Annotated in this window: 24 protein-coding genes, 1 tRNA gene and 1 pseudogene; 11 read left to right on the top strand and 15 right to left on the bottom strand. The window is 64.8% G+C overall.

Going from position 1 to position 24,468, the window contains the following annotated elements; genetic code table 11:
* Positions 1 to 144 precede the first annotated feature (144 nt).
* The 3 genes from EHH60_RS33530 to EHH60_RS33540 form a co-directional block, all read right to left on the bottom strand.
* Positions 145 to 1,779, bottom strand: coding sequence for an alkaline phosphatase family protein (locus tag EHH60_RS33530; protein ID WP_124163564.1), 1,635 nt, complete (start codon positions 1,777 to 1,779; stop codon positions 145 to 147).
* A 234-nt stretch (positions 1,780 to 2,013) separates the two neighbouring features.
* Positions 2,014 to 3,054 (bottom strand): GTPase ObgE, encoded by a 1,041-nt coding sequence (gene obgE / locus EHH60_RS33535; protein WP_124163565.1) that lies wholly within the window; start codon positions 3,052 to 3,054, stop codon positions 2,014 to 2,016.
* Between the two features lie 84 nt (positions 3,055 to 3,138).
* Positions 3,139 to 3,621, bottom strand: coding sequence for a MaoC family dehydratase (locus EHH60_RS33540; RefSeq protein WP_124163566.1), 483 nt, complete (start codon positions 3,619 to 3,621; stop codon positions 3,139 to 3,141).
* 272 nt (positions 3,622 to 3,893) lie between these two features.
* On the opposite strand from EHH60_RS33540, the gene EHH60_RS33545 reads away from it, so the two are divergent.
* Complete coding sequence (locus EHH60_RS33545) at positions 3,894 to 4,808, top strand: DMT family transporter (protein WP_124163567.1); 915 nt, start codon at positions 3,894 to 3,896, stop codon at positions 4,806 to 4,808.
* Positions 4,809 to 5,010: 202 nt separating this feature from the next.
* Here EHH60_RS33545 and EHH60_RS33550 read toward each other — a convergent pair whose 3' ends face one another.
* The 3 genes from EHH60_RS33550 to rplU all read right to left on the bottom strand — a co-directional run bounded on the left by EHH60_RS33550 (position 5,011) and on the right by rplU (position 6,512).
* Positions 5,011 to 5,604: a GNAT family N-acetyltransferase gene (locus tag EHH60_RS33550; protein WP_199752355.1), complete on the bottom strand. Its 594-nt coding sequence runs from the start codon at positions 5,602 to 5,604 to the stop codon at positions 5,011 to 5,013.
* 149 nt (positions 5,605 to 5,753) lie between these two features.
* Positions 5,754 to 6,023 (bottom strand): 50S ribosomal protein L27, encoded by a 270-nt coding sequence (gene rpmA / locus EHH60_RS33555; RefSeq protein ID WP_025032812.1) that lies wholly within the window; start codon positions 6,021 to 6,023, stop codon positions 5,754 to 5,756.
* A gap of 102 nt (positions 6,024 to 6,125) precedes the next feature.
* Positions 6,126 to 6,512: a 50S ribosomal protein L21 gene (gene rplU, locus EHH60_RS33560; protein ID WP_124163569.1), complete on the bottom strand. Its 387-nt coding sequence runs from the start codon at positions 6,510 to 6,512 to the stop codon at positions 6,126 to 6,128.
* 330 nt (positions 6,513 to 6,842) lie between these two features.
* Between rplU and EHH60_RS33565 the strand changes: the two genes are divergently transcribed.
* Positions 6,843 to 7,976, top strand: coding sequence for an ROK family protein (locus EHH60_RS33565; RefSeq protein ID WP_124163570.1), 1,134 nt, complete (start codon positions 6,843 to 6,845; stop codon positions 7,974 to 7,976).
* Positions 7,977 to 8,274: 298 nt separating this feature from the next.
* Here EHH60_RS33565 and EHH60_RS33570 read toward each other — a convergent pair whose 3' ends face one another.
* Complete coding sequence (locus tag EHH60_RS33570) at positions 8,275 to 9,138, bottom strand: alpha/beta fold hydrolase (RefSeq protein WP_124163571.1); 864 nt, start codon at positions 9,136 to 9,138, stop codon at positions 8,275 to 8,277.
* A gap of 231 nt (positions 9,139 to 9,369) precedes the next feature.
* On the opposite strand from EHH60_RS33570, the gene EHH60_RS33575 reads away from it, so the two are divergent.
* The 3 genes and pseudogenes from EHH60_RS33575 to EHH60_RS37830 form a co-directional block, all read left to right on the top strand.
* A tRNA-Ser gene (locus EHH60_RS33575) sits at positions 9,370 to 9,459 on the top strand.
* An 18-nt stretch (positions 9,460 to 9,477) separates the two neighbouring features.
* Positions 9,478 to 9,702 (top strand): hypothetical protein, encoded by a 225-nt coding sequence (locus EHH60_RS37825; RefSeq protein WP_199752357.1) that lies wholly within the window; start codon positions 9,478 to 9,480, stop codon positions 9,700 to 9,702.
* A gap of 18 nt (positions 9,703 to 9,720) precedes the next feature.
* Positions 9,721 to 9,963, top strand: a pseudogene (locus EHH60_RS37830) (nuclear transport factor 2 family protein); the annotation flags it as partial.
* Between the two features lie 150 nt (positions 9,964 to 10,113).
* Here EHH60_RS37830 and EHH60_RS33585 read toward each other — a convergent pair.
* Positions 10,114 to 11,016, bottom strand: coding sequence for a LysR family transcriptional regulator (locus EHH60_RS33585; RefSeq protein ID WP_124163572.1), 903 nt, complete (start codon positions 11,014 to 11,016; stop codon positions 10,114 to 10,116).
* A gap of 92 nt (positions 11,017 to 11,108) precedes the next feature.
* Here EHH60_RS33585 and EHH60_RS33590 point away from each other — a divergent pair, with 92 nt between their 5' ends.
* The 4 genes from EHH60_RS33590 to EHH60_RS33605 all read left to right on the top strand — a co-directional run bounded on the left by EHH60_RS33590 (position 11,109) and on the right by EHH60_RS33605 (position 15,148).
* Positions 11,109 to 12,170 (top strand): aldo/keto reductase, encoded by a 1,062-nt coding sequence (locus tag EHH60_RS33590; RefSeq protein ID WP_124163573.1) that lies wholly within the window; start codon positions 11,109 to 11,111, stop codon positions 12,168 to 12,170.
* Positions 12,171 to 12,239: 69 nt separating this feature from the next.
* On the top strand, positions 12,240 to 12,755 hold the full coding sequence (locus tag EHH60_RS33595; protein WP_124163574.1) for a nuclear transport factor 2 family protein: 516 nt from the start codon (positions 12,240 to 12,242) through the stop codon (positions 12,753 to 12,755).
* Between the two features lie 510 nt (positions 12,756 to 13,265).
* The gene (locus EHH60_RS33600) at positions 13,266 to 14,537 is read left to right on the top strand and encodes a DUF2157 domain-containing protein (protein WP_124163575.1); all 1,272 of its coding nucleotides are present in this window, start codon (positions 13,266 to 13,268) and stop codon (positions 14,535 to 14,537) included.
* On the top strand, positions 14,534 to 15,148 hold the full coding sequence (locus EHH60_RS33605; protein WP_124163576.1) for a GDYXXLXY domain-containing protein: 615 nt from the start codon (positions 14,534 to 14,536) through the stop codon (positions 15,146 to 15,148). The genes EHH60_RS33600 and EHH60_RS33605 overlap by 4 nt, the downstream gene beginning before the upstream one ends.
* Here the strand turns inward: EHH60_RS33605 and EHH60_RS33610 are convergent.
* A complete protein-coding gene (locus tag EHH60_RS33610) occupies positions 15,145 to 16,575 on the bottom strand; it encodes an aminotransferase-like domain-containing protein (protein ID WP_199752359.1) in 1,431 nt (476 codons plus the stop codon). The two genes, EHH60_RS33605 and EHH60_RS33610, sit on opposite strands and share 4 nt — an antisense overlap.
* A gap of 106 nt (positions 16,576 to 16,681) precedes the next feature.
* Between EHH60_RS33610 and EHH60_RS33615 the strand changes: the two genes are divergently transcribed.
* Positions 16,682 to 17,542 (top strand): DMT family transporter, encoded by an 861-nt coding sequence (locus EHH60_RS33615; protein WP_124163577.1) that lies wholly within the window; start codon positions 16,682 to 16,684, stop codon positions 17,540 to 17,542.
* Positions 17,543 to 17,552: 10 nt separating this feature from the next.
* Here the strand turns inward: EHH60_RS33615 and EHH60_RS33620 are convergent, their stop codons facing one another.
* From EHH60_RS33620 to EHH60_RS33625, 3 genes are all read right to left on the bottom strand, one after another.
* Positions 17,553 to 18,767, bottom strand: a complete 1,215-nt coding sequence (locus EHH60_RS33620) for an EAL domain-containing response regulator (RefSeq protein WP_124163578.1) — start codon at positions 18,765 to 18,767, stop codon at positions 17,553 to 17,555.
* Positions 18,768 to 19,073: 306 nt separating this feature from the next.
* A complete protein-coding gene (locus EHH60_RS37290; RefSeq protein WP_158626801.1) occupies positions 19,074 to 19,229 on the bottom strand; it encodes a hypothetical protein in 156 nt (51 codons plus the stop codon).
* A 337-nt stretch (positions 19,230 to 19,566) separates the two neighbouring features.
* Complete coding sequence (locus EHH60_RS33625) at positions 19,567 to 20,730, bottom strand: hypothetical protein (protein ID WP_124163579.1); 1,164 nt, start codon at positions 20,728 to 20,730, stop codon at positions 19,567 to 19,569.
* Positions 20,731 to 21,054: 324 nt separating this feature from the next.
* On the opposite strand from EHH60_RS33625, the gene EHH60_RS33630 reads away from it, so the two are divergent.
* Positions 21,055 to 21,678 (top strand): helix-turn-helix transcriptional regulator, encoded by a 624-nt coding sequence (locus EHH60_RS33630; protein WP_124163580.1) that lies wholly within the window; start codon positions 21,055 to 21,057, stop codon positions 21,676 to 21,678.
* Positions 21,679 to 21,750: 72 nt separating this feature from the next.
* On the opposite strand, the gene EHH60_RS33635 is transcribed toward EHH60_RS33630, so the two are convergent.
* From EHH60_RS33635 to EHH60_RS33645, 3 genes are all read right to left on the bottom strand, one after another.
* Positions 21,751 to 21,999: a hypothetical protein gene (locus EHH60_RS33635; protein ID WP_124163581.1), complete on the bottom strand. Its 249-nt coding sequence runs from the start codon at positions 21,997 to 21,999 to the stop codon at positions 21,751 to 21,753.
* A gap of 201 nt (positions 22,000 to 22,200) precedes the next feature.
* Positions 22,201 to 22,578 (bottom strand): Hpt domain-containing protein, encoded by a 378-nt coding sequence (locus EHH60_RS33640; RefSeq protein WP_199752361.1) that lies wholly within the window; start codon positions 22,576 to 22,578, stop codon positions 22,201 to 22,203.
* A gap of 157 nt (positions 22,579 to 22,735) precedes the next feature.
* Positions 22,736 to 23,434 carry a Crp/Fnr family transcriptional regulator gene (locus tag EHH60_RS33645; RefSeq protein WP_124163585.1) on the bottom strand — a complete coding sequence of 233 codons (699 nt, stop codon included), beginning with the start codon at positions 23,432 to 23,434 and terminating at the stop codon, positions 22,736 to 22,738.
* Between the last annotated feature and the right edge of the window lie 1,034 nt (positions 23,435 to 24,468).

Genomic DNA, 24,468 nt, shown 5'->3' on the forward strand with positions numbered 1-24,468 from the left:
GTCTCTCCTGCCGTCATTGCGAGGAGCGAAGCGACGAAGCAATCCAGAATCTCTCCGGAGAAAGAACTGGATTGCTTCGTTGCGCTCGCAATGACGGCGTGGACGGATGTTCGATCGTATCGGCTTTCGAACGCGCGGAGCAGCTCACATCTTCGCGCGCTGTGCGATGCCGTCCTTAATGGACGCGAGCTCGTTCTCGTCCCAGATCCCGATCAAAATCCCACCCTTCACCTGCAGCTGGTTGTCCGCATAGGCCGCGATCTTCTCGCGCGGTGTCGTGATGTGGCCGTTCGGATGCAGGGCCCAGTCGAACAGCTCGGCCTGCAGCCGCGCGATGATGCCGGCGCAATCGGGATCGTCGCCGCGATCCAAAAACTCTTCCGGATCGGTTTCGAGGTCGTACAGCATCGGGCGAAAGCCGGACGCGTGGATGTATTTCCAGCGGCCGTCGAACACCATGAACAGGCGGCAGCGTTCGATCGGCTGGTTCAGCTTCAGCCTGACGTCCTGCGTCGCGTAGTCGTATTCGGAGAACGCGACCTTGCGCCAGTCCGCCGGCGTAGGCCCGCGCAGCAACGGCAGCAGGGATCGACCTTCGAGGATGTGGCCCGGCACCTTGCCGCCGAAATAATCGACGAAGGTCGGCGCGAGATCGATCGCCTCGACCAGCGCATTGCTGCGCGTGCCGCGTGTGGCGTCGGCCTCCTTCGAAGGGTCGATGATGATGAGCGGGATCTTCGCCGACTGCTCGTGGAACAGGTCCTTCTCGCCCATCCAGTGATCGCCGAGATAGTCGCCATGATCGGACGTGAAAACGATCATGGTCGTGTCCAGGAGGTCGCGTTCCTCCAGGAACTTCATCAGCACGCCCATCTGGTCGTCGATCTGGGTGATCAGGCCCATATAGGTCGGGATTACCTTCTCGCGGGCCTCATCGCGCGCCATGTTGCGGGAGTAGCGCATGTCCATATAGGCGCCGAACACCGGATGCGGATTCTGCCGCTCGCGCATCGAACGGATCGCCGGAATCATGTCGTCGGTCGAATACATGCTCGCATAGGGCTCCGGCGCGATATAGGGCCAGTGCGGCTTGATGTAGGACAGATGCAGGCACCACGGCCGGCCGTCGGTCTCGGCCTCGCTGATGAAATCCATCGCGCGCCGCGTCATATAGGGCGTCTCGGAATGCTCGTCCGGCAGGCGCGCGGCCTTGTCGGCATGCACCAGCAGCCAGCCGTTCTGCAAGGAGCCATCGTCGGCCGCGCCTGAATTGGCCCAGTGCTCCCAGGGGTTGGTCGCTTCAAAGCCCTGCTGGCGCAGATATTCGTCGTATTTCGGCCGCGGACGTCCGGTCGGATGCAGGCCGTCGTCGCGCTCATAGGGCTCGAAGCCGCATTCGGCGACGTGCACGCCGATGATCGATTCCGGCGGGATGCCGAGCGACTTCATGCCTTCGAGGTCGGGCGCCATGTGGGTCTTGCCGACCAGCACGTTGCGGACGCCGATCTTCTCGAGGTGATCGCCCAGCGTGGGCTCGCCGACGCGCAGCGGCCAGCCGTTCCAGTGCGAGCCGTGCGAGCGCATGTAGCGTCCGGTGTAGAACGACATCCGCGACGGCCCGCAGATCGGCGATTGTACATAGGCCTTACTGAACAGCACGCCGCGCTTCGCCATGGCGTCGATGTTCGGTGTCTTCAGCGTGGGATGGCCGGTGCAGCCGAGATAATCATAGCGAAGCTGGTCGCACATGATCCAGAGAACGTTCTTCGCGCGCGCCATGCGTCATCCCTGTTTTTTGATTTTGGATGCTGCGCTATCGCGCTGGCATTGACAAGCCAGTGATGCGCGTGCCTCCAGCCATACACGCCACTGTCGTCCCTGCGAAAGCAGGGACCCATAACCACATGGAGAGCTTTGGCGAAGACTCGTCGTTCGGTACGACAACCGTCCCCCAACCGATAGATCACGCGGTATGGGTCCGCGCTTTCGCGGGGACGACGGCGGAGTGGGAGTTCAGGCCGACCACGGCTCCGCCTCGGCCGCGCTCTTCGCCTTGGCGGAGACCGGACTCTCGCCGATCACCTCGGCAAGCGCGCGCAACGCTTCCTTGACACCTTGGCCGGTGACGCCGGAGAGCAGCAGCGGCGTCTTCTTGGCGGCGCGCTTGAGACGGTCCTTCTGCTTCTTCAGTTCGTCCGGCTCGACCGCGTCGATCTTGTTCAGCGCGACGATCTCGATCTTGTCGGTGAGCTGTCCGCCATAGGCATCGAGCTCCTTGCGCACGGTCTTGTAGGCCTTGCCGGCGTGCTCGCAGGTTGCGTCGACGAGATGCAGCAGCACCCGGCAGCGTTCGACATGGCCGAGGAAGCGATCGCCGAGGCCCGCGCCTTCATGCGCGCCCTCGATCAGACCGGGAATATCCGCCAGCACGAACTCGCGGCCGTCGGCGTTCACGACGCCGAGCTGCGGATGCAGCGTGGTGAAGGGATAGTCGGCGATCTTCGGCTTCGCCGCGCTGACCTTGGAGAGGAAGGTCGACTTGCCGGCATTGGGCAGGCCGACGAGGCCGGCATCGGCGATCAGCTTCAGCCGCAGCCAGATCCAGCGCTCCTCGCCGGGCTGGCCGGGATTGGCGTTGCGCGGCGCGCGGTTGGTCGACGACTTGAAATGCGCGTTGCCGAAGCCGCCATTGCCGCCCTCGGCCAGCACGAACTTCTCGCCGACCTTGGTGAAGTCGTGGATCAGCGTCTCGCGATCCTCGTCGAAGATCTGGGTGCCGACCGGCACCTTGAGCACGATGTTCTTGCCGTTGGCGCCGTGGCGATCCGAGCCCGAGCCGTTCTCACCCTTCTGGGCCTTGAAGTGCTGCTGGTAACGGTAGTCGATCAGCGTGTTGAGGCCATCGGCGACCTCGATGATGACGTTGCCGCCGCGGCCGCCATTGCCGCCGGAGGGGCCGCCGAATTCGATGAACTTCTCGCGGCGGAACGCCACGCAGCCGTTCCCGCCGTCACCGGAGCGGATATAGACCTTTGCTTCGTCGAGGAATTTCATGGGCCATAGGTAGGCCAGCCGGCCCCCTCCGGCAACCCGAATTGACCGAGTAGCGGCGGAATCTCCGCGATTCTGGAGCCGTGATTAGCCAGCCGGCCGGCGCCGGATCAGGAATTTCTGCGTGCCCTCGAGCACCAGCTCCTTGCGCTGGTTGAACACCGTGCTCCGAAGCGTCACCACGCCGGTGTTGCGTCCCGGCACCAGCTCTGCGACTTCCAGCGCCGGATAGATCGTGTCGTCGGCAAACACAGGTTTCAGGAATCGGCTCGATTGCTCGAGAAAGCCGACCAGGGAGTCCTCGACCATGAACGGAAACAGGCCAGCACCGGGCGCGGTGTGGATCAATGTCTGGAAACCGTGGGCGAGCAGATGCGGCATGCCGCGGCTGCGGCAATATTCGACGTCGTAGTGGACCGGATGGGTGTCGCCGCTCGCGGTCTGGAATGCGGCGAACACCGCCGAGGTCTGGGTTCGGCTCGGCAGCACGAAACGTTCACCGACGACGAAATCCTCAAACCAGCGTTGCGCGGGGATCATGCGATGCCGGGTGGGATCGAAGTCGGTCATGCGCTGCACCATCGGAACGGGAGAACGGACTTGGAGAATGATCCGTATCGCGCCGCGCGCAGTGCGACAATGCGTTCAATTGATCGAACGTGGACTTGTTTGGTGTCTTGTCGCCATTAAAAGGACCTTCCGACGCCCTATCGATCGCGCTGCTGCCCTGTCCTCCGTCATTGCGAGGAGCGCAGCGACGAAGCAATCCAGGCTGCCGCCGCGGTGACAGCCTGGATTGCTTCGCTTCGCTCGCAATGACGCGTTTCCCGAAACCCCTGTCGATGCCCCTGTTCAGAAACCTCTCAGCCTATGACGACCGCTCCGCGCGCCTGGCCGGCATCGCGCTGATGGTGCTGTCGATCTTCATGTTCTCGTTCGGCGACGCCATGGGCAAGTTCCTGGTCGGCACCTATTCGGTGGGACAGCTCTTGTTCCTGCGCGCCTGCGCGGCGCTGCTCCTGCTGTTGCCGATGATCTGGACGCAGCGTCACCAGTTCCTGCATCTGGAGCGGCCCGGCTTGCAGCTGATTCGCGTCGTGCTGTCGACGCTGGAGGTGGCAGCCTTCTTCCTCGCGACCGTTTATCTGCCGCTTGCCGACGTCATCACCTATTATCTCGCCGGTCCGATCTTCGTCACTGCGATGTCGGCGATCTTCTTAGGGGAGAAGGTCGGCTGGCGGCGCTGGACCGCCATCCTGATCGGCTTCTGCGGCGTCTTGATCGCGCTACGCCCCTCCTCGCAGACCGTCAGCCTGCCGGCGCTGATCGCGCTCGGCGGCAGCCTGTCGTTTGCGACGCTGATGCTGATCACGCGCAGCCTGCGCAAGACGCCCGACATCGTGATGGCGTCATCGCAATTCGTCGGCACGTTCTCGCTCGGTGCGGTGCTGTCGGCGTTCAACTGGGTGCCGCCGACACCAGGCAGCCTCGTGATCTTCGCGGCCGCCGGTCTGATTTCGGTGACGGCGCTGTTCTGCGTCAACCGTTCGCTCAAGCTCGCGCCGGCCAGCGTCGTGGTGCCCTACCAATATTCGATGATCGTCTGGGCCGTGATCTTCGGCTTCGTCGTGTTCGGTGACGTCCCGTCGATCGCAACCCTGGTCGGTGCCGCGATCATCATCGGCGCCGGGTTCTACATCTATCTGCGCGAGCGCGATCTGGGGCGGCAGAACGCGGACGTGAACCCGCCGGCTTGAATGCAGCCGAACGATTCCGCTGTCGTCCCGGACAAGCGCAGCGAAGCGGAGCGCAGATCCGGGACCCATACCCACAGGAAGTGGTTTGACGAAGACTCGAAGTGGGAGCTCTGCCCCACACCAATGCCTGTGATTATGGGTCCCGGATCTGCGCTTACGCTTGTCCGGGACGACGAGCGGAGTTTATGGCTGCGTCCTCGCCCTACCTCATCCGACGCGCACTGCTCCAGCTCTTCAGCGATGCCCATACGCCGCGCGACAGGCGGAAGCAGTCGACGGGGGTCGAGGAGCCCAGCGCCAGGAAGCGGTGCAGCTGCACGCCGCTCCACTGGAAGCCGCACTTCTCCAGCACCTTGCGCGAGGCAGGATTGGTGACGCGGGCACCGGCATGGAGATGCTCGTCCTCGAACTCCTCGAAGAAGAAGTCGATCGCAGCGCGCGCGGCCTCGGTGGCAAAACCCCGGCCCCAGTGATCGACGCCGAGCCAGTAGCCGAGCTCGGCATTGTCGGGCTTCGAGCAGTCGATCCCGACCATGCCGACCGGCCCGGTATCGTGCTCGATCAGGAACACGGTCTCCCTGCCGAGCCCGGCGGTGGCGCGGATGAACTCGACGGCGTCGTCCTGCGAATAGGGGTGCGGCAGGCGCCGCGTGTTCTCGGCGACACGGCGGTCATTGGCGAGCCGGGCGATGGTCCTGACGTCGGCGAGGGTGGGGCGCCGCAAAGTCAGCCGCTCGGTGGCGACGACGCTGGGTCTCGCCTCCTGCAAGGTCACGCTCGAGAAATCCTGCAACATGTCCGGCTCCGTGAAAGTCACTAATTCAAAGTGAGCAAGTCAAAGAAAAGGGGAGGCCGGTTTCCCGCCTCCCCTGGAGCCTTCGATCTCTCGATCTCTAGGACTCCGCCGGTTCAGTCGGGACCGGCGGACTCCATTTGATCCACCGTCTATTCAGCCGCCTCGGCGAGCGGGAGCACCGATACGAAGGTGCGGCCGTTGGCTTTGGCCTGGAACGCAACACGGCCCTCGATCTTGGCGAACAGAGTGTGGTCCGTGCCCATGCCGACATTAAGGCCCGGATGCCAGGTCGTGCCGCGCTGACGCGCAATGATGTTGCCGGGAGTGACGATCTCCCCGCCGAACGCCTTGATACCGAGGCGCTTGCCCTTGGAATCGCGTCCGTTGCGCGATGAACCGCCTGCCTTTTTGTGAGCCATGGCTCGTCTCCGAAATCCTGCGTATGTCTAGGTCAATTCCTTGACGGAATCATTTCAAAACGTCTCACGCCTCAATTCGTGAATTGGCGTGATCGGTTCTATTTATTCGGCGGCTTCGGCTGCCGGCTCCTTGGCCACCTTCTCCCGCTTCGGACGCGGGCCCTTGGTGGGCTTGGCGCCGTCCGTCAGGATCTCGCTGACGCGCAGCACGGTGATCTCGTCGCGGTAGCCGCGCTTGCGGCGCGAATTCTTGCGGCGGCGCTTCTTGAACGCGATGACCTTGGGGCCGCGCTTGTGGTCGAGCACCTCGACCGCGACGGACGCACCCGCGACCGTCGGAACGCCCAGCACCGGCGTGTCGCCGCCGACCACCAGAACTTCATTCAACTGCACGATCGAGCCGACTTCGCCTTCGATCTTGCCTACTTCCAGGACATCATCCGGCACGACGCGGTATTGCTTGCCGCCGGTTTTGATGACTGCGAACATCGTTTTCTTCCTTCGTGTTCAATCCCGGCCTCGCGACAGTTTGTCCGGGCCGGCTTTTTGTCAGTCGCTACGGGTTTATGCGTGTCTGCGCGGGCGGGAGTTATCCCTTTGAAAACCCGGGCAAAAACAAGCGGCGCGAGAAACGCCCCGCGCCGACTGTGGGACTTATAGCCGCCGGCAGCGGAGAGTCAAGGAAAACCGCCAAAAAGGGCCCGGATTTGAAGGATTTGGCTGGGGCGTCGGCCTTCAGCCAAATCTTCGCCGGCTTTGCAACAAACCGGTTCCCCCGCCGTTAGTCCGGCCGGAACATTTAAGCGGGCAAGGGCTCTCATGGCAACGGACGAACTGGTCAAGACGACGACGGGCATCGCCCATCACGGCGCCGAGCGGCTGCCGTCGGTGGACATCGACAGCTTCAACATCGAGATGAAGGACGAGGACGGCTTCCTCGGCGACCGCGCCAGCAAGGGTGCGTTCCGCGACATCCTGGACCGCTGGCGCAAGCCGCTGCGCAAGACCGGCGAGGACCCGTTCGGCAAGGAGCCGTCGGAGAACATCAGCAAGAAGACGCTGGACGCGATCTTGGTCGGCGACGACACCGAGGCCTCCGCCGTGGTGCACAGCGCCATTGAGGACTTCGCCCAGGAGCTCGCTTACGTCACCCGGCGCTTCCTGAAGACAAAAGCCTGGGCCAAGACCGAGCGCATCGTGGTCGGCGGCGGTTTTCGCGATTCCCGGCTCGGCGAGCTCGCGATCGCGCGCACCGAGATCATCCTGAAATCCGAGGATTTCAAGATCGACATGATGCCGATCCGCCATCACCCCGATGAAGCGGGCCTGATCGGCGCGCTGCATCTGGCGCCGTCCTGGATCTTCGAAGCCCATGACAGCATCCTCGCGGTCGACATCGGCGGCACCAACATCCGCTGCGGCCTCGTGGAAACCAGCTGGAAAAAGGCCAAAGATCTGTCGAAGGCCAAGGTGGTGCATTCCGAGCTGTGGCGTCATGCCGACGACGAGCCGACGCGCGAAGCCGCGGTGAAGCGGCTCACCAAGATGCTGAAGGGGCTGATCACGGAAGCCGAGAACGAAGGCTACAAGCTCGCGCCGTTCATCGGCATCGCCTGTCCCGGCGTGATCAACGCGGACGGTTCGATCGAGAAGGGCGCGCAGAATCTCCCCGGCAATTGGGAGAGCAGCAAGTTCAACCTGCCGGCGAGCCTCGTCGAGGCGATCCCCGTCATCGGCGAGCACGATACTGCGATCCTGATGCACAATGACGGCGTCGTTCAGGGCCTGTCGGAAGTGCCGTTCATGCAGGATGTCGAGCGCTGGGGCGTGCTCACCATCGGCACCGGGCTCGGCAATGCGCGCTTCACCAACCGCCGCAAGGAGAACGGCAACGGCAAAGACCGGGATTCTACGGAGAACGGGAAGAAAAAGGGCAAGACAGACAAGGAGTAACCTTGACCGGTTAGGTTAAGGGACGGATTGCGTTGCGTCATGCGGACTACACGCTACGGTCGAAATCGCCGCTTTCACTCGGCCAGCGAAGCCGCCCTTCCTGGCCAGTATTTCAATGAGCGGCACCGGGACCGCCAGTGTTTACCGCGTCTGGCGGTCCCACCCGTTTTTTCCGAACACGCGATGACCCCCGAAGACGGTGCGTTCCCTCCTGCCTTGTGGGGGGAGGGCCAGGGAGGGGGTAGCCCAGCAACCGGTGCCGATGGTGTGCCCGCTCTGACAGGCCTCGCCCCGCACTTCAACTCCACCCCACACGCTCAAAGAACGCCGCGATCTCCGCGGCCGCGCGATCCGGATCCTCCCGGTGCGGGAAGTGGCCGACATCGGGAAACATCGCCAGATCGAGTTCGCTGAAGGTCTCGCCCAGCCGATCGGTCCACGCATACGGAAACAGCGGATCGTGCTCGGCCCAGCGCACGCATGTCGGCACATCGATCGGCGGCAGGCGCGGCGCCTCGCCCTTCATCATTGCGATCCGTCCCGCATGGGAGGCGCGATAATGTGCAAAGCCGCCGGCGAGATTGCCGTCTTTGAAGAAATTGTCGGCGAAGGCGTCGAGGACGTCGTCGAAGGCGTCTTTCCGGTGCGCCCAGCCTTGCAGGAAATGGCTGATATAGAGCCGGCAACTTTCGCGGCTCGCGCCGACCAGTTGCGGCGCCATCTCCATCTGGTGAAAGGACTGGTACCAGATGTGGTTGAGCCTGTCGGGGGCCGCCATCCGCGCCCCGATGCCGGGATAGACGAAATCGAAGAAGAACAGCCCGGCGAGCCGCTCGCCTGCCTTCCGGGCCAACGGCTGCATCACGGCGCCGCCGACATCGTGGCCGACCACTGCGAATCGGCCGATGCCGAGCCCGTCCATCAGCGCAAGCATGTCCGCCGCGTGGCCCTCCGGCCCGTAAGGCCCATCCGGCTTGTCGCTATCGCCGAAGCCGCGGAGATCGGGCGCTACAAGCGTGAAGCGGTCCGCAAGACGTGCCATCACCGGCTCCCAGGTCAGCCAGAATTCCGGCCAGCCATGCAGCAGGAGCAGCGGTTTGCCCCGACCGGCGCGGACCAGGTGGACATCGGCGCCATTGGCCGAGATTGTCAGATGCTCCATGGCGGTTCCTTTCGGGCAGACGCGTTTTCGAGCGAAGTGGCCACCGGTTCGCGACCGAGAAAACGCGTCAAAACGAGAATCCAGGGCTCCGTTGCGATTCATCAGCGGTGCCCCCGGGACAAGGGCTGAAAGAGGCTGCGGATTTTCCCCTTTCGCGCCTTGTCTGGCCCGCCGTCCTCGCCTATTAACGCCCCCAACCACAGGGGCAGCAACCCCTCCATGGCGCCTTCAGGAGAGGTGGCAGAGTGGTTGAATGCACCGCACTCGAAATGCGGCATAGGTGCAAGCCTATCGGGGGTTCGAATCCCTCCCTCTCCGCCATTTGTCGCCGATTGCGCGATGTTCTTGCGAAACAGCTACCCGATCGCTGCACCGTTGACCCGCATCAATGCGGATCAGTCATTGCCGCTTGAACTGATCGTTGTGACATTGGATCGTTTCTCCGAAGATCAGCACGGACTCTGGGCGCGAGTAGAGGCGCTCTGGAAAATGTCGGTTGCCCAAGATACGGCCTCCGTGGCCGATGCCCTCCACCCGAATTATGTTGGATGGGTAACAGGGTAGCCTCAGCCTCACAGTCGCGATGCCGCAATCGCGTCCGTAGGGCCTTCATCCCCGCGCGTTCTGACGTACAAGCTACAGCCGCTGAGCGTTGTCGTGTTCGACGGCAAGGTTGGCGTCGTTCATTACACCTATGTGGCTGAAGTCGAATCCAGCACGAACGCTTCAAAGACCGTTTCCGGACGCTGGAGTGAAATGTACCTCCGGAAGGATGGCCAATGGTCAATGATCTCTGTCAGCGGCGGGCCGGACGGCGAGCGATAGTCGGGATCAGGCAAGCCTCTCAGGCTACCGCCTCTCGTAGCTCCGCGCCCGAGCCGGTTTGCCGACGTCGCCACAGATGACCGAGAGCCATGGAGGGCTATGGCGTAGACGTACTTCTTCGTTTCGTCGTTCTCGGCCCGCCAGCAGTTTCTAACTCTTTCTGGCCGGCCGATAACGCACGTGATCGATGAGGCTGCGCAGCTTCGACGGAAGATTCCGCCGGTCCGGAAAATAGAGGAAGAAGCCTGGGAAGAACGGGCAGTACTCCTTCAGCACGGGCACCAGCTCACCTCGTGCGATATAGGGCCGAAACGTCTCCTCCATGCCGAACGTCAGGCCGCCGCCCGCGCAGGCGGTCCGCACCATGACCCACATGTCGTTCGTCGTGATCCGCGGCTCCACCGCGACGTCGAACTCGCGCCCTCCTTCCGCAAATTCCCAGCGGTAAGGCGCGACGTGCGGCGACGGCCGCCACCCGATGCAGCAATGCTGCGAAAGCTCGCGCGGGTGAGAGGGGATGCCGAACCGCTCCAGATAGGCCGGAGCTGCCACGACCAGCTGGCGCTGATCGCCTGAGACCGGCACCGCGATCATGTCCTGCTCGATGACTTCGCCGAGCCGGACGCCAGCATCAAAGCCCTCGGCCACGATGTCGAATTCCTCATCGGTCACGGTCACGTCGACCTGCACGCCGGGATTGGCGTGCGTGAATTCGGCCAGCAACGGGCCGCGAATGAATCGCTCCGCGATGGACGACACGGCAAGACGCAGCTGCCCCGTTGGCTGCGCGTCACGATCCCGCGCGCCATCGATCGCCTGCTCGACTTCGGCCACCGCCGGCGCCACGCGCTCGTGCAGGCGCATGCCTGCTTCGGTGAGACTGACGCTGCGGGTCGTTCGCTGCACGAGCGCCACGCCCAAGCGGTCCTCCATGCGCCGGATGGCCTGGCTGACGGCGGATCGCGTCACGCCGAGCCGGTCGGCGGCCCCACGGAAACTCTTGGCTTCCGCGACGGCGATGAAGACGGCAACGAGGTTCAGGTCGGCGATCATTGGTTAGATGATCTTACCACCTTGGTCATCATTGGCCAACTTGCCTCACCTTTCGCCAGGAACTACGTCTCCGCCATACGATGGAGGCACTGATGACGTCACTGGATCAATACCGCCTGTTGGGTCGCTCCGGCTTGCGCGTATCTCCCCTCGTGCTTGGCACGATGACCTTCGGGACCGAGTGGGGATGGGGAGCCGACGCCGGCGAAGCCCGTCGGATATTCGACCTGTATGTCGACCGCGGCGGCAATTTCATCGACACCTCGGTGAACTACACCAATGGCGCTTCCGAGCGCTTGGTTGGCCAGTTCGCGCGCGACAAGCGCGACCGCCTCGTGCTTGCGACCAAATTCACCATGGCCCGCGACCCCGGCAACCCGAATTCCGGCGGTAACCACCGGCTCAACATGGTTCGTTCGGTGGAGCAGAGCCTGAGGCAGCTCGACACCGATCGCATCGACCTGCTCTACCTCCACGCTTGGGATGCGACGACGCGGCCGGATGAGGTGATGCGCGGTCTGGACGATCTCGTGCGCAGCGGGAAGGTCCAGTATGTCGGCATTTGCAACACGCCGGCCTGGCGCATTTCACAGCTGCAGACGATCGCAGATCTGCGCGGCTGGTCGCCATTCGTCGCCCTGCAGATCGAATATAATCTGGTCGAGCGAACGGTCGAACATGAGCTCATTCCGTTGGCGGCAACCCTCGGCCTGGGCGTGCTGCCCTGGTCGCCGCTCGGCGGCGGCGTGCTCACCGGCAAGTACTCCCGGGCCGATCTCCGGGATTCCAGGGAGAGCGCCGTCGGGACGACGCGCGCCTCGATCATCGCGTCGTCCGGCCTTCTCAACGAGCGATCGCTGAATGCGGCCGAGACGGTGCGATCCGTCGCCTGGGAGCTCGGCGCGACCTCCTCGCAGGTAGCCATCGCATGGACGCTGGCCAATCCCGCGGTCACCGCGCCGGTGATCGGGGCCCGGACCTTGGAGCAGGCCGAAGACAATCTTGGCGCGGTCGGGATCACGCTGTCACCTGAACAGATGGCGCGCCTCGACCAGGCGACCGCGCCCGATCCCATCTTTCCGCGCCGCTTCCTGCGCCGCCCGATGGTCGAGCAGCTGATCTTCGGCGGCGCCACCGTCGCGCGGCGCGGTTAGCTCGCAAAGCCGACCACGCGTGCATCACTTCGGGGCAGACGACATGTTGCACCAGAAAGGGAGACACCAATGGCAACCATGCTCAATCGCGCACTCGCGGCGTGCGTCACTGCGGTCGTTTTCACCGCATCCAGCCTGACGACGGCCGCGCCTTGCGGACAGGCCAGCTCGACGCAGGACGACAACAAGCGGACCGTCACCGATGCGTTCGATCGCTGGGCGCAAGGAGGCACCACCTTCTTCACCGACCTGCTGCATGACGACGTGGTCTGGCGCATCAAGGGGTCCGGCCCGAGCGCCGGCGAATTCCGCGGCCGCGATGTGTTCGTGGATCGCGCCGTCCGCCCGTTCGCGAGCCGGTTGTCGACACCGGTCCGCCCGACAAGTGTGAGGATCTTCGCCGACGGCGACCACGTCATCGCGCATTGGGAAGGCAGCGGCGTGGCGCGCGACGGCAAGCCTTACGCGAACAGCTACGCCTGGATCATGCGCATGCAGGACGGCAAGGCCGCGGAGGTGACCGCCTATCTCGACCTCGCGCCCTATGACGACGTCCTGCGGCGCATACCGTCGCCGGCGCGATAGCCCCGCTCCGAGGAGGAGGGTCATCGCAGGAGAGAGTGATATCGCTTGCGGCCATCCTTCGAGACGCCCGCCGTTGGCGGGCCCTCAGGATGAGGACCGCGTGCGTGGCGCTGGTTTCAGCGGGCTCCGATGCCGCTGAGCCTCATTCTGAGGAGACAGCGCAGCTGTCGTCTCAAAGGGCGAGGCGCGCGCTCAGCTCGCGCAAATGATGTGCAGAATGCAGCGGCATCGGCAGTGGGCTCCCTCCCCCGCTTGCGGGGGAGGGTTGGGGAGAGGGTGTCTCCGTAATGGGACAATCCCCTAGAGGAGAAAGCCCTCACCCGGCGCGCGGGACGATGCTGCGCATCGCCCGGACGCGCCGACCTCTCCCGCAAGCGGGAGAGGTTGCACCGAGTACGCGGCAATCGATTCACCAAAAGCCTGCTGCGAGGGGCGGATTGAACCCATCGCCTGCACGATCCGACCTAGCAAGGCCCCGCCATCCGGCGGGCGCTAGGTGATCCCAGGACGATGTTCGACAAAACCTACCGGCAGCGCCTCGAAGCCGATCTGGCGCGATGGGAGGCCGACGGCGTGATCGCCCCGGCGGCGGCCGCCAGCATCCGCCATGCGCTGCCGCCGCTGCCGGCCGGCGTCAACATCGCAATCGTCGTCGGCATCGTCGGCGGCCTGTTGATCGCGGCTGCATTCCTCGCCTTTGTGGCGGCGCACTGGACCGAGATCGCGCGGCTGGCGCGGTTCGCGATCCTCTTGGCCGGCATGGTGATCACCGGCAGCCTCGGCGCGTGGTTTGCGACGCGCGGCCGCAACGTTCTCGCCGATCTCTGCGCCAGCATCGGGGCGATCATCTTCGGTGCGGGCATCGCGCTGGTCGGGCAGATGTACCACCTCGGCGAAGACTTTGCCGGCGGCATGCTGTTATGGTCGATCGGCGCGTTTGCCGCGGCCCTGCTGACCGGCTCGCGCGGTGCGCTCGCGGTCGGCCTCGTCGCCGCCGGCATCTGGACCTGCATGCGGACTTACGATGCGCCCGATGTCCTGCATCTTCCGTTCGTGGCGGTCTGGCTGGTCGCAGCAAGCGTCGCCTTCGCCTGGAATTCGCGCGCGGCGGCTCATCTCGTCGCTCTGGCCGTGCTGCCGTGGTGGATTGCCACATCGTTCCGCTTCGAATTCGATGGAGCCCAGCCGTCATTCGTGCTCGCCAACGGCGCGGCCCTGTTGTTCGGCGCCGGGCTTGCGATCGCCGCGGCACTCTCGCCGCGGGCGCTTGGCCTCGGAACGGTTCTGTCGATCTACGGCGCGTTGTCGCTGGCCGGCGCCGCCGTGCTGGAGGTGACGACCGTCGACGACATCATCCGCCTCCGGACCGCCACGGTGCCGGCCCAGCCGCTTTGGGCGATCCTGTGCGGCGTTGCCGGCGTGCTCCTTGCGCTCGTGTCCGCCGCGATCACCAGGCGCCCGGGTGAAGTCCTGGCAGGATGCGCGATCGCCCTCGTGCTGATCGCGGCGCCGCTCTGGCCCGCATCCACGGCCGGCGAGCCCTGGTTCGCCTATGCCGCGCTGCTCTGCGCCATGCTGTGTCTCGTCGTCTCAGGCATGCTCGACGATGTGCGCCCGCGCATCGTCGCCGGCTGGCTCGGCATCGCCGGCGTCATTGCGGGCATCACCTGGGCCGTGAAGGGCTCGCTGCTGCGCCGATCGGCCTTCCTTGCCGCCGCGGGCGTGGTGGCCGTCCTGTTCGCAACCGCGCTCAATCGCATGCTGCCGAGGGCCGGGCGATGAGCGAGATGATCGCGTCCGTCACCGGGCTCTGGCAGCGCATCCCGAAAGCCGCGCTGTTCGCCGCCGCCATCCTGATTCAATGTGCGCTGCTGGTCCTGATGGTCGCCGACCGCATGCAGATCCTGCGCGAAGGCACGGAGGTCACCCTGCAGACCCAGCCGGTCGATCCCCGCGATCTCTTGCGCGGCGATTATGTCGTGCTGCGGTACGACATCTCGCAAGTGCCGGCCGGTGCGCTCGCCGGCGAGCCGGCCGACGCACGCAATCCGGTCGTGTTCGTCAAGCTGGCGCCTAAGGCAGACGGCCTCTACGCGGCGGTCTCGGTGCATGCCGAGCCCGTCGCGGTCACCGCGCCCGAGGTGCTGATCCGCGGCCGCGTCGGCAATCACGGCGGGTCCTGTGGCTCGGGCCGACGCACCTTCTGTGACAAGCTGCTGATCAAGTATGGTCTCGAAAGCTACTTCGTCCCCGAAGGCGAGGGCCGAAAGCTCGAGCAGGCGCGCAACCAGCAGAAGCTGCGGGTCGTCGCCGCCGTGCTGCCCTCGGGACGTGCGGCGATCAAGCGGCTGCTGCTCGACGGCGAGCCGGTGTACGAGGAGCCGTTGTATTAGCGGCCGGTCGTTTCGGGCGCCGTCTTCAACGCCCGCCGCAGCACATCCCACATTCGCGGCTCCCTCATCTGCGCCACGTTGAAGCGCATGAACTGCGACGCCGACTGCGACACGCTGAACACGTTGCCCGGTGCGAGCACGACATTCTCTTCGAGCGCGGCACGCGCAACAGCCGTGGCATCCAACCCGTCGGCGAGACGGCACCACAGGAAGAAGCCGCCGCGCGGCATCAGCCATGGCTCGATCCCGAAGGCCTGAAGTTTTCGCGCGACGTCGCGACGCGACCGTGTGAGCTTTTGCCTGAGCTCGTCCATGTGCTTGCGATAGCTGCCGCCGACCAGGACTTTCGCGATGATCTCGGTCGCGGCCGGGCTCGGTCCGCCGAAGCTGGTTGCGACCTGGAGATCGACGAGATGCTCGATCCAGTCGGCGCGGGCCGCGATGTAGCCGCAGCGCACCGACGCCGACAGCGTCTTGGAGAAGCTGCCGATGCGGATCACGCGGGTGAGGCCGTCCAGCGCGGCAAGGCGCGGCGAGCGCTCCGGCTCGAAGTCCCCAAAAATGTCGTCCTCGATGATGGTGAGGTCGTGCGCGGCAGCCGCGGTCAGAAGCCGGTGCGCGGTCGCAAGAGACAGCGTCGCGCCCGTCGGATTGTGCAGTGCTGAATTGGTGATGTAGAGCCGCGGCCGTTCGCTGCCGAGGATCTGCTCGAAGCGGGCGACGTCGGGGCCCGATGGCGTGGTGGGCACGCCGACGATCTTTGCCTGATGCGCGCGCAGCAGTGCACGGAAATTGAAGTAGCAGGGATCGTCGACCAGCACGGTGTCGCCGGGACGGAGCAGGAAGCGGCAGACGAGGTCGGTGGCCTGCGTGCCCGAGCCCGTCAGCATGAGCTGGTCGGCCGATGCCTCAACGGCATCTTCAGCCAGCCGCGTGATCAGCAGCCGGCGCAGCGCCAGTGGGCCACGCGTGCTGCCATAGTCGGTCAGCAGGCTCCCGTCGGCGCGGGCCAGCGCACGTACGGCCCGCCGCAAGCCGGCCTCCGGCATCCAGTCTGCCGGCAACCAGCCGCAACCCGGCTTGAGCACGGCCGCATCGGCGTCGAGGGACTGTCGCGACACCCAGAACGGATCGACCTCTCGGTCGCGCCGCGGTTCGACCTCGGCCAGCGCGAGCGGCGGCGTTACCGTCGGGGAGACATAGAAGCCCGAGCCGCGGCGCGCGCGAATCAGGCCTTCGGCAGCGAGCCGGTCGTAGGCCTCGACCACCGTGGAGGGCGAAACGTCCATGGTTGCGGCGAGGCTGCGGATCGAGGGCAGGCGGTCGCCGGCACCGAGCGCGCGGCCCGCGACCTTGGCGCGGACCGCGCTCATGACGTCAGCGGTCCGCCTGCCGTTGCGGCCCTTCATCCGTGCGTCGGTCCCCATGTGTATGGCCTTCCATATCAATACAGTTTGGCGAGATTGTATGGGATTGTCGCTGGCGCCGCCACGATCGAAGGAGATAGATGGCCGCGCCAGGAAATGAGGTGACATGCAATCTGCAGGCAGCGGCTGGGGCAACGGTCTCCTGGGCGTCATCATCTTCAGCGGCTCGCTGCCGGCGACGCGGGTGGCGGTCGGCGGCTTCTCGGCGCTATTCCTGACCTCGGCGCGCGCCGTCATCGCGGCGCTGATCGGGGCGGCGGTGCTCGCCGTGCTCCGGCAGGCGCGGCCGCAGCGGCGTGATCTCGCCTCGCTCACCATCGTCGCCATCGGCGTCGTGGTCGGCTTCCCCCTGCTGACGGCGCTGGCGCTCCAGCACATCACCTCCGCGCATTCGATCGTCTTCATCGGCCTGCTGCCGCTGTCGACCGCGATCTTCGGCGTGCTGCGCGGCGGCGAGCGGCCGCGGCCGCTGTTCTGGCTGTTCGCCGTGCTCGGCAGCGCCACCGTGGCCGGTTTCGCCCTCTCTGGCGACGGCTCGGCGTCGCTCACCGGCGATCTCCTGATGGTGGCGGCGATCGTGCTGTGCGGCCTCGGCTATGCCGAAGGCGCCGCGCTGTCGCGCCGCCTCGGCGGCTGGCAGGTGATCTCTTGGGCGCTGTTGCTCGCGCTGCCGTTGATGGCGGCGCTCGCGATTCTGACATGGCCGCCCGTCTGGAGCGGCGTCACTATGCCCGCCTGGATCGGGCTGGCCTACGTCTCCGTCTTCAGCATGTTCGTCGGCTTCATCTTCTGGTACCGCGGGCTCGCAATCGGAGGCATTGCCCGTGTCGGCCAGTTGCAGCAGCTGCAGCCGTTCTTCGGTCTCGCGCTCGCGGGCTTCCTGCTGCATGAGCCCGTCGCCTGGAGCATGATCGCCGCGACCGCGCTCGTGGTCGTCTGCGTCTTCTTCGCGCGGCGGTTCGCGTGAGGCCCGTGCCTCACGCCTCCCCCATCACGGTCCGCGTCAGCGCGCTCCTTGCAAACTTCTTCAGCGGCATCGGCTTGCCGAACAGAAAGCCCTGCACGAAGTCGAAGCCGAGCTCGTTTGCCGCGACGAGGTCGGCGCGGCTTTCGACGCCCTGCGCCACCGTGCGCGCGCCAAAGCCCTGCGCCAGCTCGACGATGTGACGGCACACCGTGCGCTTCAGCCGATCACTGCCGCTGCCGGTGACGAATTGCCGATCAGCCTTCAGCTTGACGAAGGGAATTCTGTCGAGCCCCATCAGCGACGGCCAGTTGGTGCCGAGATTGTCGATCGACAGGCCGATATTGTGCAGGCCCACCTCGCGCGCGACCTCGGTCAAGAGATCGACCTCGCGGATCGCCTCCTCGCTGTCGATCTCGACCGTCAGCCCGCCGAAGGCCGGATGCGTCGGCACGCGGCGGCAGAGATCCCGCACCGCCTGCGGTTCCCTCAGATAGGAGGCGGGGAGATTGATCGACAGATCGATCGGGCTTTGTTGCTCCAGAAGATAGTGCCAGTCCTGCACGGCGCGATCGACCACGAACTCCGACAGGCCGCGGAAATGCGGATCGTGCGGCTCCGGGATGAAATAGGCCGGCGGCACCACGCCCCAGGTCGGATGCCGCATCCGCACCAGCGCCTCGGCGCCGCTGCGGACGAGCGTGCGCGCGTCGATCTTGGGCTGGTACCAGAGTTCGAGCCAGCCAGCGTGCAAGGCCTCGCCGACATGCACCGCCGGGCTCGGCGCCGGCTCCTCCGGCAGCAGCATCGCAACACGCTCGCGCAGCGTCTCCGCGGCAAACGGCGTGGTCAGTGGCGGCAGCATCGCAAGGCCATATTCCTCACCGACCTGCCGCACGGCCTTGACGATGATCGACTCGCGGGCACCGACGGCGAGGACCCTGCCGGCAAATGCCTCGCGCACCAGGATTTCGAGGAATCGTCCCGGCTCGATGCCATCGGCGGCGACGCCGAGCAGGATCAGGTCCGGCAACTCGGTGGCGAGCACGGTCCGCAGCTCGTCGGCGCTGGCGCACTCGCAGGTGACGAAGCCGAGATCCTCGAGCACCTCGCTGAGAAAGGCGCGCAAGTGACGCTTGCTGTCGGCCACGCAGGCGCGCGGCGTCACCTTTCGCCGTCCGAAGGTCACAGGCCTTCGGAGGGCGAGTTCAGTCGTCCCATCGTTCATCGTACACCACTCCCGTTCCGTGACGGTTTTTTAAACGGCGAGCGTGGGTTCAAATAAGGAGAGCTTCACTTCGTTCTTGAATAATTTGAGTAACGTTAAGCTCTGCAATTCGAGCTAATTTGTCGACAGAATCTTCAAAAAGAAACTGGCGTGACGAGACATCACACGGGCGGCGACGGTCGAGGCGCGTGAAATGTCTCCCGCGCGCAATCGGCGTGCAACTTGCCAATCGACGGCGTCGCGCAATGCGGTTGCGCACTCGCCGCGACACAGCGATGAGTCCGGCGGAGGATCAATTGCCGGCGATCATTTCGCGTCACGCCAGTCCGTGTGCTCGTTCAAGGGGCGCGGCTGGTCGTGTTTGTCGGCGTGGTCGGTGGTGCGATTGCGTTGCAGCGGCGACGTCTGCGCCATTGTCGTCGACGTGAGCGTCGGCGCGCGCATTGGCAACGCTACCATCATCAATCTCGTCGAGCCGAGCTCATCGGCATTCTACTTCCGCAGCTCTTGTCGCGCACCGGAGCGACCGCAGCACTGGAAGAACGCGTCTACCCGCCATGCGCGCATATCGCGCCTTCGCTCGTGACGGTTCTGCGAAACGGGTCCGGGCCGGCGGCGGCGAATGTGAAGTGCATCACATGCACATTGCTGCACTTGCGCTATTGCTCCGCGCAGCCGGTGATGGGCTGTCGAGGACTACAGCAATGACGATGCGGCGAATGATGACTTGGTGGTTCAGATTCGTGGTGTCGGGGCGGTTTTTCGATCGCTTCCTGAGCCTGCCGCGCGCGCCGCGCGCCTAGTTCTGCCCGATCAGCTTGCGGAACGCCGCCGCGCCGTCCTGCATCGCGTCGCGTCCCTTCCAGGCCAGATAAGTCAGCTTGCCGCCGAGTGTGTCGTGGCTGCGCAGCCGCCGCGATCCGAGAATGTGGCCGACATTGGCGGGGAAGCGGCTCACCTCGGCGGATACCAGCGCCGCGATCGCGTCCATCAATTGCTGGAGGCGGACGCCCCATTCGCAATGTTCGATGCGGTCGATGCGGACCTTGAGCGCATACTCGGTGTCATAGATCTCGGCGAGCAGGTCGCGGGCAACCAGCACCCGGTTGTTCCGGAGCGCGATACGAAGCGCGAGGCGCTTGTCGTCGAGCCGGTCGAGAACCATGTGAACGACGCAGGCATAGGGCGTGGCGGCGACGTCTGCCGCGGCCTTGCTCGCAGCGGCCTTGGTGGCAAGCCGCACCAATTGCCAGGACGTCTTCAGACGTCGCGCGACCAGCGCCAAGGCGAAGGGCAGCGCCTCGGGATGAGCTTTCTTGAAGGCGTCGAGCTGCATAGCGATCTGGACGACCTGGCCGTCGTCGAATTTCGCGATCCTCTCGGGCAGCTTCTCGTTGAACTTCGATAGCGCATCGCCGGCGCGCAACACATGCAGCATCTTCAGGACGTCATCGAAGGCGGTGCGCGAGGCCGTGTATTGCGCGAGCTTGGCGCGCGCCAGTTCGGTGCTCTCGGACGAGGTGAGGGTGCTCTCGAGGACCTTGACGACCTTGGTCTGGAAGGTCGACGCGATCTTCTGCACCTCCTTCGGGTTGTTGGCCGCGACCTGGTCGTTGACGGCCTTGATGTAGTCGCGCGCCATGGTCGGCAGCAGGTCGCGGCAGATCCACTCCCAGATCGGGGTGAGGGTGTTGCGCGAGATCCGCCCCATGTTGGCGTGCTCGGGCGCGCCGTCGATCAGCAGCAGCTCCAGCGGCGCGAAGAAATAGCGCGAAGGGCTGGTGGCGCGTGCCTGGGTCGATCCGTCCTTGCGGAACTCGGCGCGCAAGCGGGACTGGATGTCGGCCGAACCCGGCATGTCGATACCGCACAGCTCGAGCCGTTCGAGCTCGCTGAGCAGACAACTGCGCGACAGCGGCGTCAGCCTCTGCAGGAATTCCGACAGTCGATCGATCTCGTTCATAGCACGCAATCTTTCGCAGCGTATCCCGCGTGCTCGCGGGCCCATGCATGGAGGCATTTGCGCGCTCAACCTCCCTAGAGAAGCAAGTCGCCGTTAATTAATCCGTAAAACCCGGGGGACGGGCGGGCATCGGGGACCAAGAGGAGCCGTCCGACCGCTCAAGATGCGCGGCGGGAACTCAACCCCAGCGCGGTTGAGGGCGGCCGCACGCAAGCACAAATTGTGCCGAAGCCGCCTTTTCAGCGCAGAACTGCCTAAATCACCGTAGTCTTACGGAGAAGAAAGTTAAGCACAGACCCGCCCCGGTTCCGCTAAACGAGTGACATGGGGTCACAGAATGATACGGCCACTGATTCGCGGCCGTCGGAATGGGACGAAGGCGGCGCTGAGCGAGCTGAAGAGCGCGATTTCGTCCGTCTGAGCGCCGCCCGTGGCAAGGCGGCTGACGAAATGGCCGCTGCCATCGCCCGCGAGCTCAATGGCCCCCTGACTGCGCTCCTGCTCTACATGGGCGAGATCAAGCATCACAGCGATCAACTCGTGCCTGTTGCGGGCGATCGAGCCTATCTGCGGCGGGTGGTGGAGAACGCGCTGATACAGACCGAGCGCGTTTGCGGTCTGGTCAAGCAGCTTGCCGGCCCTGACAAGGGCGGCTTGCCGATTCCGTCCAGCACCGAGGAGGCGCAGTCGAAGGCCGCCCGCGCGCTGCAGCCGCCGCGCGCGCTGAGCGCCGAACTCGTCGGCCCGTCGGGCCAGAAACGGTTGACGAAGCGCGAGCGCGAGGTGCTGAGGCTGATCAGCGAAGGCTATTCGAACAAGCAGGGCGCGCTTCGCATGCAGATCAGTCCGCGCACCTTCGAGAGCCATCGCGCCGAGGCGATGCGCAAGCTCGGTGCGCGCAACACTGCGGATCTCGTCCGTGCGGCGCTGCTGCATTCGATCGATTGAGGCGGGCGCGTTGCGCCGCCGGCGAGCGGTGCGCCCGCGACATTTCTCGAGAGGCTCGGAAACCTGCCGCGGTCAGAAATAATCTTCGGCAAATGGGCGCGCGTGGGTGGCGGGACGCAGCGGCTTGATCTCTTCCTTCGGCGCGTTCGGAATGATCGTGATGATCCAGCGGGGAGGCACGCTCGATTCCTGCTCAAGCACCGAACGCACGAAGCCGGTCACGGTGGACCCCCCGGCCTTCACCGTCGCCATCCGGCCATTGAACTGTGCGATGCGGAAGCGACGAACCTCCTTCTGGTCGGCCGTCTCGTACTTGAACATTGGAAACCCTCCTGGTTTTCCAAGGACTATCGCCACCTATGATTAGCCATCTATGAAAATCCCAAACCGTAGAAGTACGGCGGGTTTGGCGCGGTCTGTGCCGGGGCGGCTTCGAGCGGAGTGGATGCCGGTTCGCGCGAGAACGCGTCAACGCGAGATGCTGCGCGATTTCCGTACGATTCCATAGAAAGGAAGATGGCTCTAGACCTGCGGCTCTTGCGCGCGCGCGGCGGCATAGGCGGCATCCATCAGGTCCAGGAGAGCATGAAAATCGGCCTCGCCGAGGCCCTGCGCGGTCTCCTCGAGCCGCAACGCCAGCGCGGCAAGCCTGAGATAGCCGAACGTCCCGGCCGCGCTCTTGAGCGAATGCGCCTCCCGCGCGATCCGCGCGTGGTGCTGCGCAAGCGAGAGCGTGCGGAACAGTTGCAGGCGCGCACAGGTCTCGCTCCAGAATACGTCGCGCACTTCACAGGCAGCATCCTCGCCGATCTCGCGGACCAGCGCTTCGTACGCGCGCGGCTCGCGCGCGGGGTCGGCATCGAGCGCCTTCCGCGCAGACGCGACGGTTACGTCAAACATGGCCTTGCCTGCTTTGAGCATCGTTCGTTGTCGCGCGGCACGTAACCGGCGCGAGGGCACATCCCGTGTCTACGGCATCCGAATTTCAGTTCCGGTAGCAGGATGGCCGGTGTTTGCAGGCCGATCTTAGCCGGCGGTTTACCACTCGCCCGGGGCTTCAGCGCGTGCCGAGCAGCCGGTCGTACTGGGCTTTCACGGTGGCGTAGCATTCGCACGCCGTCTGTCGCAGGCCGTCCAGGTTGATGATCTGGATGTGTCCGCGGCTGTAGTGGATGAAATTGGCCTGCTGCAGGGAGTGGGCGACCAGCGACACGCTGTTGCGCCGCGCCCCGATCATCTGTGCCAGGGTCTCCTGGGTCAGCAGCAGCCGGGAGTCGCCCGACAGATCATGGGTGTGCAACAGGCACCGCGACAGCCGCGACTCCACGGGATGGGCCGCGTTGCAGCCCGCGGTCTGCTGCGCCTGGACGTAGACCGCCAACCCGTGGCGCGTCAGCGACGTGCGCAGGCTGCTGCTCTGGTCGGCGGCGATCCGCAGCGGGTCCAGATCCACCACCGACGCGACGCCGGGTACCTGCACAAGGGCGGTGTTCAACGCCGACGCCTCGCCCATGATCGAGAGCGTTCCGAGCAGGCTGTCGCGGCCGATCATGGCGACCTGCACATGCTTGTCCTTAGCCAACTCCACCACCAGCGAGATGACGCCACGGTGGGGAAAATAGGCACGCTTGAGCGTCTCGCCGGTCTGGACCAGCACCGCGTCATGGGGCAGATCAACCGTTCGCAGGTACGGACGGATCAATTCGTAGTCGTCCGCCGACAGTGCGCTCAGAAAGCCGTTGGGTGGACGCGCCATCGTTTCCAAAGCTGCCTCCCCAGTACCTGCCCCCTCGAAACCGCGACGCGCGAAACCATGCCCTCCGCGGTGAGTTCATCATGTTCAGGCCGGGATATATTGGCAATTGAAATAGGTTGTCCGGCCGCGGCAATCGGTCCCTGCGGCGCTGTGTGCTTGCGAAACGATGCGCTTGCGGCAGCGACTGCACGGGAAGCTCCGATTCAAGCATGGAAGCAGTTCCGGGGAACATCACGACCGCGTTCCATCGGATGCCGTCGGCAAGTCCCCGGCCGTCACTTAGTTGTATGCTGAGAAAATACTACCGTAAAGATTGTGGCGCAGTCCAACAATTTTCGAGTGACGATCGTCGGGCTGTTAAAGCCGGACTGTGCGCGCTTGAACACGAACAGTTCGATCCGGCGATCATCGACGTCGTCATGCCGCATTGCCTGGCAGGCATCGCCGCGGCAGCGACATTGCCCGGCTGTGCGGCTACGTTAGCGCCGCGCGAGCCGCTATGGCCGCAGGGTAAGAGTTCGTTTACCCCATGCGCGGACTGCGCACATCGGAGCGATGCTGCGAAACGCCGATCACGGGAGCATTGCTGGTTGCGGGCGGCTCGATCCAACCTCCCGCAGGCCGTCTCCAAATGCTCTTCACGAACAGGACTTTCCCGCGCGCCTCGCCCAGCTGTTGTCGGACCGTTTACCTCGCACATCGACTCCGTTGCGGCATGGAGCCGGTTCTGCCGAAAAGCGCTGGGGCATGCCGACGAACCGCAAATTTCTCTTCAATATCCGTAGTAGGACGGAGGATGAAATTAACGGGACTGTGAAAGGGGATGTCTAACGATCGAGGAGAGGGCGTCCGTCCGTGCCAAGGGTGGCTCAGGCGTCCAGTTCAAGTCAGGTCAGTAAGGCGTAGCTCATGGATGATCTGTTGCGGGAGTTTTTGACGGAGACCAGCGAGAGCCTGGACACCGTGGACAATCAGCTGGTGAAGTTCGAGCAGGAGCCGAACAACGCCAAGATCCTGGATAACATCTTCCGCCT

The sequence above is a fragment of the Bradyrhizobium sp. RP6 genome (genome assembly GCF_003837805.1).
Classification (GTDB): domain Bacteria; phylum Pseudomonadota; class Alphaproteobacteria; order Rhizobiales; family Xanthobacteraceae; genus Bradyrhizobium.